At 55.6% G+C, this 15,096-nt stretch carries 10 protein-coding genes and 1 tRNA gene; 7 read left to right on the top strand and 4 right to left on the bottom strand.

The features are described 5' to 3' along the window. Nucleotides 1-37 precede the first annotated feature (37 nt). The gene (locus IPN28_05120) at nucleotides 38-799 is read left to right on the top strand and encodes a histidinol phosphate phosphatase (GenBank protein ID QQS58202.1); all 762 of its coding nucleotides are present in this window, start codon (nucleotides 38-40) and stop codon (nucleotides 797-799) included. Nucleotides 800-1,316: 517 nt separating this feature from the next. After that, entirely contained in the window at nucleotides 1,317-2,036 is a 720-nt protein-coding gene (locus IPN28_05115) for an alpha/beta hydrolase (GenBank protein ID QQS58201.1), read from the top strand. Nucleotides 2,037-2,229: 193 nt separating this feature from the next. Here IPN28_05115 and IPN28_05110 read toward each other — a convergent pair whose 3' ends face one another. From IPN28_05110 to IPN28_05100, 3 genes are all read right to left on the bottom strand, one after another. After that, complete coding sequence (locus IPN28_05110; protein ID QQS58200.1) at nucleotides 2,230-2,808, bottom strand: hypothetical protein; 579 nt, start codon at nucleotides 2,806-2,808, stop codon at nucleotides 2,230-2,232. A gap of 87 nt (nucleotides 2,809-2,895) precedes the next feature. Continuing rightward, a complete protein-coding gene (locus IPN28_05105) occupies nucleotides 2,896-4,851 on the bottom strand; it encodes a lytic transglycosylase domain-containing protein (GenBank protein QQS58199.1) in 1,956 nt (651 codons plus the stop codon). A 58-nt stretch (nucleotides 4,852-4,909) separates the two neighbouring features. Then, entirely contained in the window at nucleotides 4,910-5,749 is an 840-nt protein-coding gene (locus tag IPN28_05100; protein ID QQS58198.1) for a uracil-DNA glycosylase, read from the bottom strand. A gap of 141 nt (nucleotides 5,750-5,890) precedes the next feature. Here IPN28_05100 and IPN28_05095 point away from each other — a divergent pair, with 141 nt between their 5' ends. From IPN28_05095 to IPN28_05085, 3 genes are all read left to right on the top strand, one after another. Beyond that, nucleotides 5,891-7,510, top strand: coding sequence for an electron transfer flavoprotein-ubiquinone oxidoreductase (locus tag IPN28_05095; protein QQS58197.1), 1,620 nt, complete (start codon nucleotides 5,891-5,893; stop codon nucleotides 7,508-7,510). Between the two features lie 78 nt (nucleotides 7,511-7,588). After that, entirely contained in the window at nucleotides 7,589-9,400 is a 1,812-nt protein-coding gene (locus IPN28_05090; protein ID QQS58196.1) for a tetratricopeptide repeat protein, read from the top strand. 14 nt (nucleotides 9,401-9,414) lie between these two features. Beyond that, nucleotides 9,415-10,314, top strand: a complete 900-nt coding sequence (locus IPN28_05085) for a 4-(cytidine 5'-diphospho)-2-C-methyl-D-erythritol kinase (protein ID QQS58195.1) — start codon at nucleotides 9,415-9,417, stop codon at nucleotides 10,312-10,314. 14 nt (nucleotides 10,315-10,328) lie between these two features. Here IPN28_05085 and IPN28_05080 read toward each other — a convergent pair whose 3' ends face one another. Continuing rightward, nucleotides 10,329-12,713 carry an SEL1-like repeat protein gene (locus IPN28_05080; GenBank protein QQS58194.1) on the bottom strand — a complete coding sequence of 795 codons (2,385 nt, stop codon included), beginning with the start codon at nucleotides 12,711-12,713 and terminating at the stop codon, nucleotides 10,329-10,331. 309 nt (nucleotides 12,714-13,022) lie between these two features. Here IPN28_05080 and IPN28_05075 point away from each other — a divergent pair. Both IPN28_05075 and IPN28_05070 read left to right on the top strand, forming a co-directional pair. Continuing rightward, nucleotides 13,023-13,096 (top strand) — tRNA-Gln (locus tag IPN28_05075). 142 nt (nucleotides 13,097-13,238) lie between these two features. Continuing rightward, a complete protein-coding gene (locus tag IPN28_05070; GenBank protein QQS58193.1) occupies nucleotides 13,239-15,083 on the top strand; it encodes an ABC-F family ATP-binding cassette domain-containing protein in 1,845 nt (614 codons plus the stop codon). Nucleotides 15,084-15,096 lie beyond the last annotated feature (13 nt).

The following is a 15,096-nucleotide window of genomic DNA, read 5'->3' as shown; positions in this document are numbered from 1 at the left end:
CCCAATACGTTCATACGCCTTCAGAAGGTTTATATATATGCAGGAATTTCGGGCGCTTGCCAACAGATTAGCGGACGCGGCGGGAGAGATCATCCGCCCCTATTTCCGGGCGATTGAGACCAGCGAGACGAAGGCGGACGAAAGCCCGGTGACGGCGGCGGACCGTGCGGTGGAAATGCGAATCCGCGATATTCTCGCCGAGGAAAGGCCGGGGGACGGCGTGTTCGGGGAGGAGTTCGGCGTTAAAAAGAGCGAAAGCGGCCTGACGTGGGTGATCGACCCGATCGACGGGACGAAGCCGTTTATTTCCGGGCGGGCGACGTTCGGGACTTTGATTGCTCTTTGTGAAGGGGATGAGGCGGTTGTCGGCGTCATCGACCAGCCGATTGTGAAAGACCGCTGGGTGGGCGTTAAGGGCGAGGAGACTTTGCATAATGGGAAGGTCTGCACGGTGCGGCGGTGCCCCACGCTCAAGCAGGCGCGGTGTTCGAGCACCAGCCCGGCGATGTTTTTTCACCGGGAGCCGGATTTCATCAAGAAATGGAAGAACGAGGTTTATTTCATTACCTGGGGCGGGGATTGCATCGCCTATGGGCTGCTGGCGTCGGGGCATCTGGACCTTGTGATCGAGGCGGATTTGAAACCCTATGATTTTCTGGCGCATATCCCGATCATCGAGGGTGCGGGCGGAATCATGCGCGACTGGCAGGGGAACGAGCTTGGGCTTTCCTCGGGCAAGGAGGTGATTGCTGTGGGCGATCCGGCGCTGCTGGAGGGGGTTTTGAGGTTGGTCAGTTAAGGGAAGTTACAAGAGGGCAGTTACAAGAAGCAAGGGCGTAGGGCTTTTTACCGCAGAGACGCAGAGAACGCAGAGTTTTTTTAAACACAACGATCACAACGCGTCCTGCGATTCTTTTGTCTTTCTTGCGAAAGCGGGAATCATGTGTTGGTTTTTACCCCCTCTCCCTTGGTCCCTCTCCCCGCAAACGGGGAGAGGGAAAATGTAAAGGAATAAACACAGAGACCGTCGGCTCGGAACGCTTTGAGTCTTAGAGGCTTTGCGATTCAAAGCTAAAAGCACGAAGGGTTCATTTGAATCGCGAAGACGCCAAGCGGGCGGTTGACCTGAGAGGCTTTTTTGTCATTCCCGCGAATGCGGGAATCCAGTTTTTGAACTACAGAGATAAACAGAGATAGACAGAGATTTCCGCGCTACTGATCTCTGTTTCCCTCTACTTATCCCTGTCGTTTTTTTTACTGGACCCCCACTTTCGCGGGGGTGACAATGGGAAGGCGGGACAACATGAGAGGATTTTTTGACAGGGCTTAAGGATTATCAAATCGTTCTTTTGCCCGGTCTGGACGGGACGGGGCGGCTTTTTGCGCCGCTTTTAGCTTGCACTGACGATCCCGCAAGTTTTCTTGTGGTTCATTATCAGGATGTTCCTGCAGACCTCAATCAATTAGCTGAGCAAGCCGAGGCGGTAATCCCCCAAGGAGAGGCCGTCATTCTGATCGCCGAGTCGTTTTCCAGTCTTGTGGCGTTGCGCCTTCTAGAACGCGGTAAACTCCAGATCGCCGGAATTTTGTTTTTTGCGGGATTTGCCCGAGCGCCCTGCCCGCTCTTGCTCAATCTGGCGCGTTTTGTCCCGGCTTCGCTGATCAAGATTTTTTCTACGAACCCGTTGCTTGTCCGGCTGTTTTTTTTGACGAACAAGATGCCGCTTTCCGTTTTCGATTTGTATCTTGACGTTGTGCGGTCCATTCCGCCGGAGGTTTTAAAGGACCGTATACGCCTGCTGCATGGGGCGAAAAATCTGCCTTCGATCAGGACGGATATCCCTTTCGGCCAGTTGAGGGTCAGAGGCGATCTTCTGGTTTCCAAGCGATCTACGACCGATTTAAGAACGCTTAATCCCGCGCTTTTCATTTGGGTGGTCGATGGGACGCATTTTTTCCTGCAGACGAATCCTGAGAAGTCTCTGCAGATCATTCGAGAGTTCTGTCAGAGTGCTACTGGCTCGACGCCTGTTTGAAGTGTTTCTGGCTGTCGTGACCTAGACCCCCGCCTTCGCGGGGGTAACTTTGGGGAAATGCAAGTTGCACGTAGCAAGAACAGTAAGGGTCTTAATGGTTCGCGGAGGGTTTTAGGGCTTTGTTGCCCTTGCCGCTAAAGAGGAATTCCGTGTAGACAAACAGATATGCGGTACCATCCAGCTTTAGGCTCCGCTATTTTGTCAGAGCGTTTGGATTGACGCGGGTTTCCGCCCGCTTCAGGGCTTTTATTCTCATATCAAGTTGTGCAAAAACCTCACCTTGCATTTTTGGGTCCGCATTTGGCACGGACTCCTCTATTTTTGTGCGAAGCGCTTCTAAATCGGCTGCATTTTCTTGCTGCAGCATGATGTCCTGAATCGCATAATTTAGGCTGTCATTCAGAGACCACCAGCGCCCCGGCATTTTTTCATGAGCTTTTGGATCGTCGATGGTTTCATTCTTCACTGTCAACAGCGCCTCAAGAAGGTTCGATTTTTGTGGTTCTGACAGGCGTTGATAAAGGCGACCAATCGCCGCCGAATTACAATAGTCTGATGCCTGTCTATCGGTCACTAAAAGTCCTATGCAGCCAAGAACGAAACCGTTTCCCTTTTCGCTATTCAGCAAGGAGCATTCCTGCCTGAGCCAGTCTGCGTATTGCCCGGTTGAAAGAGCTTCAAATTCTGAAAGTGATCTGTAAGCGGCTGGAGAGGCGGCCGACTGAAATTCCCTGTCGCTGGATGCCGACGTATCGCCTTCGTTCCTTCCCAAGGCTTTTCTCCTGTTTTTGTAATTTAGTAACAAGCGTTCATTAGATTACAAAAGTGGGCGATTTGTCAATAATTTTGTGCTTAAGCTTTACTGGTTCGCGGCGAGTTTGAAGGCTTTTTCGTCTTCGGGGGCGAAGGCGTAGCGCGGGGATTGGCCGGAGGAGAGGGCTTCGAGGGTGCGGACGCCCTGCCCGCCGCGGAGGCTGTAGATCCAGTAATTCGCCATCACGCGCTTGACATACGTGCGGGTTTCGGAGACGGGGATCATCTCCACGAACAGGAGCGGGTCGGTGACGGGGCCGAATTTCTTTTTCCAGCGGGCGAGGTTTCCGGGGCCGGCGTTGTAAGCAGCCAGCATCGAGATCACATCGCCGTTGACGTTTTTATCGGCCAGCAGTTCCTTCATGTAGGCTTGGCCGATGGTCAGGTTTTCCCCAGGGCGGCTGAGGAGCGTTTCGACGCCCTCATCGGTCATGGCGGATGAACGGAGAACGTGGCGGGCGGTATCGGGCATAATCTGCATCAGGCCGGAGGCGCCGCTCGGGCTTCTCGCCTGCGGGTCGAAGCGGGATTCCTGACGGACGATGGCGTGGACCAGCGCGGGGTCGAGTTCGTAACCGCCTTCAGGCTCCCACGGCAGGACGGGATAAAGGGCGGCGTCATAGAGTTTGCCACCGGGGGCATCGAGCATACTGCCCAGACGCAGGGCCACTTCGGAGAGGCCGACATGACCGGCATAGGCCAGAACGACCGGGCGCATGGAGGGGTTGGCAGCAAAATCGAAATGCAGCAATTCGCGTTCGGCCAGATCATACTGTCCGGCGGCGACCAGTGCCATGGCGCGGCGGCCCTCGACGGTGTCCAGAAGTTTTTGCTCGTCTGCGGGGGTATAGGCTGCATTTTCCCAGTTGAGGCGGACATCCTGCCCCAAGGCGCGCAGGGCCAAGAGGCCATAGAAGGTGCGGGTGTGTTTGGCGGCCTCGCGGTACCAGCGGCTGACGTCCTTTACGTTTTTGGCGCGCATATGTGACCGTGCCGCCCAGTAGGAGCCGCCGGAGGCCAGCCACGGCGAGGCGTAGGGCGATGTTCCGGCCTTCTCGAAATATATGGCGGCGTTGGCGTAATCCTTTTTCAGCCAGAGGCCGAGGCCCGCGACCCAAGACGCCAGCGGCACGGCTTCCCCGGACCGGCGGACGCTTTCCCTGGACAGGTCGAGTGCGCGGGCGGTCTGGCCATCGTAAAGATAGCCCAGCGCGATTTCGGCCTTCAGGGCGTCGCGCTCGGCCTCGTCCATATGCTGGACGGCCTCGGCAGTGTAGAGGGTTTCCTGCGCGAGACCGGGTTCGCCCTCGCTCACGAGGCTTCTGACCTTTACACTTAAGGCGCGAATATTCTGGCTTTGCTCGGGCGTGCGGGCCTTGTTGCTGACGTAGGTTTTGGGCGTGGCCATTTTCGGTTCATGAATCTCCGGGACTTCGGAGCGGAATTTGAGGTTGGCCCAGCCCCCTTTATGACCCTCCGGCCTGCGGCTGACGGCCAGTTTGTGAATCCGTTCTGCGCCGGGATGATCCGGGAAGCGGGTCAACCAGTCATCGAGTTCGGCGAAGGTGGTTTTATAGGCCGTGGGGTGCATATAACGCTGGAACAAAACATCGGAATACAGGCGTTTATCGGTCAGTCTGGCGATTTTGGCGTCCGCCTCCTTCATGTTTCCGTAGGATTGAAGCCTGAAAATCTCTTTATAGAGGATTGCGTTTTCGGCCGAGAGGGGGGATTTTGCGCCCGCCTTTTTGTCAAGATCGATTCCGGGAAGTTGAAGAAGGGTTATTATCTTATTGTTTATGCCCATAAATTCAGGCTCAAGCTTGACCTGCTGCCCGGAGTCTTCTGTGGCCTTGATTTTCAGGAAGTCGGCGTATGAGGGCTTCACGGCTGGCACAGGAATACCGCCCGATGCCTTTCCGGCGGGCAACAGGACGTTTAAAATGAGCAAAGCGCATAAGGCGACGCTTATGCTCTGCTTCCATAGTTTGTCTGCCTGCATAATGCGGGGATGTGTAATATAGTTGCGGGCGTTTGTCCAGTTCTATATTCAAAACAATTCACAAAGCTCTGATTTTCCTATCTATTTCAAGCATATCCCCCCATGAATATCTTTTCTGGGCCGGGGTGCGAAGCAGATAGGACGGATGGTAGGTGCAAAGAGCCGGAAACGAATCGGTGCAGAGGGTCATCAGCTCCGGGGTCAGGGTTTTATAATCATGCCAGCGGGAACGGAGTCTTGAAATCCCCTGCTCGCTGTTCAGGAGCGCCTTCGCCGATACCGCACCGCAAAAAATCAGGATTTTGGGGCGGGCTAACTGGATGTGACGTTCGATGAAGGGCAGGCCCAGTTCGATTTCCGCCGGGGTGGGGTTGCGGTTTCCGGGGGGGCGCCAGTTGAGGATGTTGGAGATATAGACGGATTTTGACGGGTCTTCGGCGTGGCGGTCCAGACCGATGGATTTGAGGATTTTATCCAGAAGCTGCCCGCTGACACCGACGAAGGGCTTGCCCAGCCTGTCCTCATCCGCGCCGGGGGCTTCGCCGACCAGCATGACGGGTGCCAGAGGATTGCCATCGGCAAAGACCAAGTTCGTGGCGGTTTTCTTGATCGAAAAACCCTCAAAGGTGGCCAGAGCTTCGCGGAGTTCGTCCAGCGTTTGCGCCGCAGCGGCCAGACGGACGGCTTCGGTGCGGGCTTCAGCGGTGCCGAGAAATACCGGGGCCGCAGGAGCCGGATTTGAAGGGGTTTGCTTTTCCGATATTTTCACGGTCGGCGGAGGCGCTTTCAGCCAAGCCGTCCGGTCCTGCACCGCGGTCTCCAGCGTTTCCGTCACGCCGTGATTGAGGTACCATTCCAGCGCAGACATTTGGGCCTGACGCAAAGTTTCTGCGGACATCAGACTGTCCTTGTTTTTGTTAAGGGAATCGGCATGAAAATACGGTAAAGTAGAACAAGAGCCAAAAAAAGGGTCTTTTTCAAGATGCCAGAGCCCCTGCCCGATCGCCTATCCGATGCCCGGCGCCCGGACCGAGACGTTATGAGTTACGATGTCGTAATCGTCGGCGGCGGCCCGTCGGGATTGTCGTGCGCGATCCGGCTGAAGCAGCTGGCGGCAGAAAAGGGCACGGACCTCTCCGTCTGCCTGCTGGAGAAAGGATCGGAGATCGGGGCGCATCTGCTGTCCGGGGCGGTGTTTGAGACGCGGGCGCTGGATGAGTTGATCCCCGACTGGAAGGACAAAGGCGCGCCGCTGCATACTGCGGCCACGCAGGACCGTTTCCTGTTCCTCACGGCGAAAAAATCCTACCGCCTGCCTGCGCCGCCGCAAATGCATAACAAGGGGAATTACATCATTTCCCTTGGGCAACTGGCGAAGTGGCTGGCTGAGCAGGCGGACGCTTTGGGCGTTGAGATTTTTCCCGGATTTGCCGCCGCCGAAATTCTTTATGACGACGACGGGGCCGTCATCGGCGTTGCCACAGGCGATATGGGGCTGAACAAGGACGGTACGCCGGGCGAAGGGTTTACTCCGGGGGTTGAAATCCATGCGCGGCAGACGGTTTTAGCCGAAGGATGTCACGGTTCGCTGACCAAGAAGCTGGTTAAAAAATATGATCTGCGGCGGGAGAGCGATCCGCAGACCTATGGGCTGGGAATCAAGGAAGTGTGGGAAATCGTGCCGGAGAAGTCTCAGCCGGGTCTTGTTGTTCATACGATCGGCTGGCCGCTGGATTCGAAGACCTATGGCGGGTCGTGGCTTTATCATATGGAGGGGAACCTTGTTTCGGTGGGGTTCGTGACCGGGCTTGATTATATGAACCCCTATCTCTCGCCGTTCGAGGAGATGCAGCGTTTGAAGACGCATCCGGCGATCCGCGAGACGCTGACGGGCGGCAAGCGGATCTCCTACGGGGCGCGGGCTCTGGTCGAGGGTGGTTTTCAATCGCTGCCCCGGCTTTGCTTCCCCGGCGGAGTTCTGATCGGCGATACGGCGGGGTTCCTGAATGTTCCCAAGATCAAGGGCAATCATACGGCCATGAAGTCGGGCATGGTGGCTGCGGAGAGCCTTTACGATCTGCTTACAGGGAAGGATGCAATCTACGGGCTAGAATGTGCCGCCTATCCCGAGGCGCTTAAGGGCAGCTGGGTCTGGGCGGAATTAAAAGCCGTTCGGAATATCCGACCCGGCTTTCATAAGGGGTTGTGGTTCGGACTCATTAATGCGGCTTGGGAGACCGTTACGCGTGGGTTTTCGCCGTGGACTCTGCGGAACCATGCCGATCACGCGCAAATGGCCAAGGCGGAGGCGAGCACCCCTATCCCCTACCCCAAGCCGGACGGAGTTTTGAGCTTTGACCGTCTGACTTCAGTCCAGCTTTCCAATACCAACCATGCGGAAGGTCAGCCCGTTCATCTGAAGCTTAAGGATGCGTCGATTCCGGTTGGCGTCAATTTGCCAGAATACGACGAGCCAGCGCAGCGTTATTGTCCGGCCGGAGTTTATGAAATTGTTAAGGATCCTATGGGAGAGTTCAGATTGCAGATCAACAGCCAGAACTGTGTCCACTGCAAGACCTGCGATATCAAAGACCCGTCACAAAATATCGACTGGGTTGTACCGCAGGGCGGAGATGGGCCGAATTACTCCAATATGTAGTTGTTTTGGCGGTTGATTGAAAATTCTTTGTCCCCGATGCGTTTGGGTTTATTGTGTGAATGAAAGGGTTGATGATTAATGAATCTGGGTAAGCTGCTTCTGGCGGGGTGTGCGATTGTTCTGTGTACAGGACTGGACCGGACCGACCTCCCTTATTCCTATCAGGCCAGCGTCGAGGCCGATACGACGACCACTGTGCCTACTTCTGACAATAAGGCCAGCGAACTCCAGAGTCTTTTCACGCCCGCGGAGCCTTTGGCGGGTTCCTATCTTTCGGCCCGTTTCGCGCAGGCCCGACATGACTGGGAACAGGCCAACAGTTTCCTCGATCAACTTGTGACCAGCGGGGTTTCGGACCCGACCGTTCTGCGGCGGGCGATGATCCTGTCCATGGGCAGCGGCAACCACGAACGGGCCATCCAACTCGCGCAACGGATCATCGCGGTCGATCCGGAATCGCAGAACAGCGTGGCGCAGGTCTTCCTGATCATGGATGCGATCGGGAAGGAAAAATACGATCTGGCCAGCCAGTTGATCCTGAAAACACCCAAGGACGAGATGACGCAATTCATCGGCCCGGTTCTGGAAAGCTGGACGAAGGCCGGACTTGGAAAGCTCGAAGTCACGCGTCTGCAGGAGAACCCGCTGCAGCTTTACCACGCCATTCTGATCGCCGATTATCTCCAACAGCCCGATCAGGTCAAAAAGCTGCTGGAGCATTTTGCCAATTCTGACGGTATGGCTCTGGGCGAAAACGAGCGCATCGCCGATCTTTACGCCTATACCGGACGCACAGACAGAGCTCTGGAGCTTTATGAAGCCCTGCAGAAGGAATGGCCCGGAGACCGAGACCTTTCCGATAAGATCAAGAAGGTGCGGGATGGAAAGGGCCAAGAGGTTTTCCAGTCGATCAAGAGTCCCCGGTACGGTCTTGGGCTGGCTTTTTTCGATATCGCCAAGGTTCTTTATCAGGAGTTCAACGACGAAAGTGCTCGTGTTCTAGCCTCTATGTCCATTTATCTGAATCCCGATATCACAGAGGCCAAGTTTCTTCTGGCCTATATCGCCATCCGTCATGAGCGGTTTGAAGAAGCCATCACCTATTATCAGGCCATCGGCGAAGGCGACAAGTTTTACCTCGATGCAAGGCGCAATATCGCCGATGCCTATGAAAGCATGGAGCGTTATGACGACGCGCTCAAGATTCTGAAGACGTTGTCCGACGAGAAAAAGGATATCGAATCCCAGATCAAGATCGGCGATATCTTCCGTCGGCAGGACGCGTTCGAGAAATCCGTTGAGGCCTATACGCGCGCCGAAAAAATGATGGACGGGGGCAAGGTCACCGAGCGGTACTGGCATCTTCTTTATGTCCGGGGGATGTCCCAGGAACGCGCCGGGAACTGGGAGGCGGCGGAGAAGGATTTATTGGCTGCGCTCGAATTCAAACCCGAGCAGCCTTATATTCTCAATTATCTCGGATATGCGTGGGCGGACCGGGGCCAGAATCTCGACAAGGCGCAGAGCATGATCCGCAAGGCCGTCAGTCTTCGCCCCGAGGACGGGTATATCGCCGACTCGCTGGGGTGGGTTTTGTACCGTATCGGCAAATACAAGGCCTCTGTGCCCGAGCTTGAGCGCGCCGTTTCGCTTTTGCCCTATGATCCTGTCATCAACGATCATCTGGGCGATGCTTACTGGCGTGTCGGGCGCAAGATGGAGGCCAAGTTCCAGTGGGAACGGGCGAAAAATCACAGTGACGACGGCGAACTCAAAACCAAGCTGGATGAAAAGATGGCCAAAGGTCTGGGCGAGGAATCGGCCAATATGATGGCTGACGCCCCGGACCCGGTTTCGCCTCTGTCCTCTCCCGAGCCGAAAGACGAATAAACGCGGTTTTTATCATGCCCGATCAAGGCCGGACGCAAGTTCATCTCTTTGCTCCCGCGAAGGTTAATCTCTATCTGCATCTTACCGGAAGGCGCCCGGACGGGTATCATCTCCTTGACTCGCTGATCGGTTTTTTTTCTATCGGGGATGCTGTGTCTGTCGGCGTGTCGGAGCACTTTTCCTTTCATGTTGACGGGCCGTTTGCCGGGTCTCTCTCTGCGGATGAAAGACGAAACAGCACAGAGTCGGGGAATATCGCGGTTAGGGCCGCGCTGGAATTGGCGAAGGCGGCGGGGCGGACGCCTGATGTTTTCCTTCATCTGACCAAAAACCTTCCTCCGGCAGCGGGCCTGGGGGGTGGGTCTTCGGATGCCGCCGCCGTCGTGCGCGGGCTGCTTGAGCTTTGGCGGTTGCCTTCCGATGCCGATTTTCTTGAAGGTCTTTTGCGCTCGCTGGGCGCGGACGTGCCGATTTGTTTTTACGGACAGGCGGCGCGGATCAGCGGGATCGGGGAGATCATTGAGCATGTCCCTGCCCTGCCTATGCTTCCCGCCGTTCTGGTCAACCCGCTTAAATCATGCCCTACGCCGGAAGTCTTCCGGCGGACACGCGCCGCTTTCAAAACGCCTGTTGTTCTGCCGGAAATATTCAAAGATGTCTTTTCATTTGCCGCGTTTTTGAAAAGTACAGGGAACGATCTTACTGACGCGGCGCTTGGAATTGTTCCTGAGGTTGCCGCGTGTCTTGAGGTGCTTGGAGAGGCGGAGGGCTGCCTGCTCAGCCGAATGTCGGGATCAGGCGCGACGTGTTTCGGGATTTTCGCGTCGGAGGCTAAGGCCTTGCAGGCCGCGAAGAGTCTTCAGGCGCATCACCCCGGCTGGTGGGTTCAGGCGGGTAAGATTCAAAACCCGTAACGTCTTTTGTGTATTTAATCCGAGACGGAGGAGCTCTTCATGAAGGAGAGAAGCTGCTGCGTGGGTTTTCCATCAATGATATCCATATTGGAGGCGGTCTGGTAGGTGCGGATGGCATCGGTTGTGACGGGGCCGATCTCGCCATCGACCGGGCCGGGGTAGAGGCCGCGCTTCATTAACTCGGCCTGAATCTCGGCGGTGATTTTTTTCTGGCCCGTCAGTTTGGAATCCACCGCGCCTTGCTTGGGCGACGTCAGCGCCACGGGTTCGGATACGGCCTTATCTCCTGAAGATGAGGCCTCCTCATCCGAGGACTTCTTATATTTTGTGGCCCGCACGGCATCGACGATGCGGTTGACCTCGGAGAGCGTAATGCCCAGGGATTGCGCCAGCTGCTCAAGGGCCGCCTTCGCCTCGGGGCTGCCCTTCTCGGCGGCGTCCTTGTACCACATCAGGGCTTCGTCAGGCTGCGGCTTGCCCAAAAGGCCGTTTTCATAGATCAGGCCGAGATTATAGGCGGCTTCCTTGACGCCCTTGTTGGCGGCCTTCTCAAAATAATTCGCCGCCTTCACGGGGTCGTAGGGGTAGCCGATGCCGCCGATATAGGCGATGCCGAGATTATATTCCGCTTCGGGGTGGCCCTGCTCCGCCGCATCAGAGTACAAGGACAGCGCCTTGTCGAGGCTGGCCTCCACGCCCATGCCCTGATGATAGAGAACACCCAGATTGTATTTCGCATTCGCAACGCCGTTATTCGCCGCCTGCTCGAACCAGAAATGGGCGCGTTTCAGATCGCGCTTAACCGACTCGTGTCCAGCGATGTAGATGGCGCCCATGTCATGCTGCGCCTCTTTTACGCCCTCATAGGCCTGCGTTTCCACCTTTTTGATCTGCTCGGGGAGGCTTGAGTCGGGCTTGAGCTGTTCACGCAGGGGTTTGCCGGATTCCGATGTTTCCGCGGTGGTTTTTTCTTCCGTTGCCGGAGGGGTTTCGCGCAAATCCTCGGAACTTAACGCCGAAGGTTCGATGGCGTTGAGGCGGTCAGCCACGGCGTCGGGATTTTCCTCCATCGCGGCCATGAGGGTTTTGTTGTCTTCGGTTTTAATCGCCTCGTCGATCGCCTCTGGCGTTGACACAGCGGGCAAAGCCGGGATTTCGGCAGACGCCTCTTCTGCCGGGGCGGACTCTTCGGGCGTTTGTGTCTGTTCGTCCGCCGCCTCAGCCGCCGGCAAGGCTTCCGGCGGCGAAATCCCGGGGACCGTGGCTGTGGCATCGGGCGATTGCAGCATCTCGGAGAGCGCGGTTTCGTTTTGTTCGCCCGCATTCTCCGCGAGGGATTCATTTTTCGGCGGCAGCGCCCGTTCGCCCGTCCAGCTGATTTCCTCCGGCGCGGTTAGGCCCGTGAGGGTCTGCGGGCGCTTGATTTCGCTGATCATCCAGCCGAGAAGCAGGCCGATGACCACGATCATGGACAGCGCCGAAGCGTCCAGATTAAAATTCCTGACCCAGAAGGATTTTTTCTCCTCCGCGTCGGGAATGTGGCCCGGAAGGAACTGGTCCGGCCCCAGCGTTCCGTCGGTGATCTGCGCGTAGTCGGCCGCAGCCGTGCGGCCCTGACTGGTGAGCAGCACCATGGCCTTGGCGTTCAGGGCTTCGCGGGTCTCCTGCACACTCTCCTCGATGCGCTCAATCTTTCGCATCAGGCGGGTGCGATCTTCGATCGCCTTGTTGATCTTGCGGTCGAGCTTGAGGAATTCGGTGGTCGCCTCCTCGATCTTGTTGTCTATGGCTTCCTGACGCGCCTCAGTGTCGGTCATGCGCTTGGTGAGCGCCACGAAGGCCGTCAGATTTTCGGCGATCTGGTCGGACTGGTCCTTCTGCTGCTGCTCAATGGCTTTTTGGATATTGAGCATTTCCTCTTCCATCCGCTTGCGCTGGACGAGGTCTTCCCTGATGCCCTTGATGACCTCTTCGCTGTCCTGGGTCTTGCCCTCCAGCGCCTCGACGAGCTTGCGGGCCTGCTCCAGCTCCTTGGCCGTCTGTTTCATCGTCTCCTCGACGCGGGAGGCCTTTTTTGAAGCTTCGTTCTGCCGTGCGGCGACTTTCTGTTCAAGATCGAGATAGCCCTGATCGTGCTTCTTCGCCTTGTCCTCCAGCGTTTTGAGTTCGGCGCGGTATTTAACGAGTTCCTCCTTGAGGACTGCCCTTTCCTCCTGCGTGTCCAGAAGCTTGGCGTTCAGGGATTTCAAAAGGACGAGAATCTGCATCTGGCTTTGATCGTTCGGGGATGGTTCAGGAATAAGCGGCAGGCCACCGTTACCGTTGCCGCCGCCCGGCTTGTTTTCATCCTCCGTGCTCTTGAAAAATACACGTCCTTCGGATGTTCTTTTGAAAGCCATAGCGCGGTGACCCTTTCCGGTAAGCAGTGAGTGCAGATGTTCAGTAAACTATAATTTTATTTGGCTAGGAAAATATATAGCCAAAATGCCGCAGAATCATGATTCTGCGGTTTTTCTGCTCAGACTATAAACATTTTGGAAAATATGGCCAAGAAAAACCCTTCAACATTTCGTGCAATGCTGCGGATAAGTTAGAGTTTAAACAAGGATATGCCCTAGGGTTCCCCAGCCTTTTTCCGGCCAAAGAAGGCTTGCGTTCGGTAAATTGTCTGGTATAAGGTTTCCTCTCTGGCATCAATGCTCAGACATTGGGGTATGGCCAAGCGGTAAGGCAGCGGTTTTTGGTACCGCGATCCTAGGTTCGAATCCTAGTACCCCAGCCATTCACTTTTAGATTTCCGTGCATATAGAGAATCTAACGGAAAACCTCGCTGTTTACTGGGTTAGAATAAGGATAAATTCTTCCTTTTCGCCCTTTTTTATGTCATAAGCGCGCATTCAAAAGAATGAAAGCTGCTTGATCCTATGCTGACTATATCAAATCTGACCTATAAAATTGGTGCCCGCACGATATTGGACGACTGTAATGTTGCCATTATGGACAACTGGAAGGTGGGTGTTGTCGGCTTAAACGGCGCGGGGAAATCCACATTATTCAAGCTTATTGCGGGTGATTTAACGCCCGATGGCGGGACAATCGCCATGAGTGTCAAGCAGAGGATGGGGATGGTCCGGCAGGACATTCCCGAGGTCGAGACATCGCTTCTTGATTTGGTGCTGGAGGCGGATGAGGAGATGGCCCGCCTTTGGAAGCAGGCCGAGACGGAAGAGGATCCGAACAAAATTGCCGATATTTATCAGCGCCTTGCCGATATGGATGCGTATTCCGCGCCGGCCAAGGCCGCGCGCCTTCTGACGGGGCTTGGGTTTACGGAAGAGCAGCTTAGCGAGCCGTTTTCATCCTTCAGCGGCGGGTGGCGGATGCGCGTCGCGCTGGCTGCGGCGTTGTTCGTCGAGCCTGAAATCCTGTTACTTGATGAGCCTACAAACCATCTGGACCTTGAAGCGATCATGTGGCTCGAGAGCTATCTCGCCAGCTATCCGCATACATTGCTGATTATTTCTCACGACCGCGAAGTTTTGAATAAATGTATCGATCATGTTATCCATGTCGATCGCCAAAAGCTTAAAATGTACACCGGCAATTATGACACGTTCGAGCGGGAACGCGCCGAAGCGCTCGGCCTTCAGCAGAAGATGTTCGAGAAGCAGCAAGCCGAGCGAGCGCATATGCAAAAATTCGTTGACCGTTTCAAGGCGCAAGCCTCCAAAGCCAGTCAGGCACAGAGCCGGATTAAGGCACTCGAGCGGATGGATATTGTAGATGCCGTGATTGCTGACCGCGCCGTGCATTTTACCTTCCCTAACCCGAAGGAAATTCCTTCGCCGATGATTTCCATCAATGGGGCGGATATTGGATATTCGGCCGGGAAACCCATTTTGAAGCGCGTGCGCGAAAGCATCGCGAATGATGATCGGATTGCGCTGCTGGGCGTGAACGGGCAAGGGAAATCCACCTTGATGAAGCTGATTGCCGATAAGCTCGCGCCGATGAGCGGCGATGTGTTTCGTTCGCCCAAGCTTCGCATCGGCTATTTTTCCCAGCACCAGACAGAGGAGTTGGATGTTGAATCCACGCCCTATCAGGAAATGATGACGCTGATGCGTAAAACCTATCCGGATATTACGGAGCCTAAGGTGCGCGCGAAACTGGGATCTTTTGGTTTTCCGCATACGCTAGCGAATAATACGATCAAATCCCTCAGCGGGGGGGAGAAGGCCCGATTGCTTTTTGCCCTCATGAGCTTCGATGCGCCGCATTTGCTGCTGCTGGATGAGCCGACGAACCATTTGGATATTGATGCGCGGGAAGCCTTGGTGCAGGCGCTCAACAATTACGAAGGCGCTATTGTCATTGTGAGTCACGATCCAAACATGGTGGAGCGTGTGGCGGATCGTCTCTGGGTTGTGCGTGATGGCGCGTGTGTGCATTTCGACGGGGATTTAGAAGATTACCGCCATTTCACCATTCAGGCGCGCCGTGACAAAGCGAAAGACAGTAAGAAGAAAAAAGAAAAGACGGTTGATGTCTCTGCGGAGGTTATACCGTTGAAAGTGGCTGATCCGAAACTGGAGAAGAAGATCGAGACGTTGGAGGCGCAAAAGGCGGAACTGGAAACCTTGATGAGTGCGGACGGGTTTTATACGAAGCCTCTCGCCGAAACGAAGAATGTGCAGGATCAGCACACGCAAGTGGTGGCGGAGTTAGAGGCGATGGAAGAGCAGTGGCTGCAGGCTCTGGCGGGTTAGTCTTTGGCCTATT

Source organism: Alphaproteobacteria bacterium, from assembly GCA_016699735.1.
Classification (GTDB): domain Bacteria; phylum Pseudomonadota; class Alphaproteobacteria; order Micavibrionales; family Micavibrionaceae; genus JAGNKE01.
This window is presented reverse-complemented; position numbering and strand designations above follow the sequence as displayed.

Coding starts and splice junctions, on each gene's coding strand:
- IPN28_05120 (QQS58202.1), top strand. CDS start 38: ATGCAGGAATTTCGGGCGCTTGCCAACAGATTAGCGGACGCGGCGGGA.
- IPN28_05105 (QQS58199.1), bottom strand. CDS start 4,851: ATGCAGGCAGACAAACTATGGAAGCAGAGCATAAGCGTCGCCTTATGC.
- IPN28_05100 (QQS58198.1), bottom strand. CDS start 5,749: ATGTCCGCAGAAACTTTGCGTCAGGCCCAAATGTCTGCGCTGGAATGG.
- IPN28_05095 (QQS58197.1), top strand. CDS start 5,891: ATGAGTTACGATGTCGTAATCGTCGGCGGCGGCCCGTCGGGATTGTCG.
- IPN28_05090 (QQS58196.1), top strand. CDS start 7,589: ATGAATCTGGGTAAGCTGCTTCTGGCGGGGTGTGCGATTGTTCTGTGT.
- IPN28_05085 (QQS58195.1), top strand. CDS start 9,415: ATGCCCGATCAAGGCCGGACGCAAGTTCATCTCTTTGCTCCCGCGAAG.
- IPN28_05080 (QQS58194.1), bottom strand. CDS start 12,713: ATGGCTTTCAAAAGAACATCCGAAGGACGTGTATTTTTCAAGAGCACG.
- IPN28_05070 (QQS58193.1), top strand. CDS start 13,239: ATGCTGACTATATCAAATCTGACCTATAAAATTGGTGCCCGCACGATA.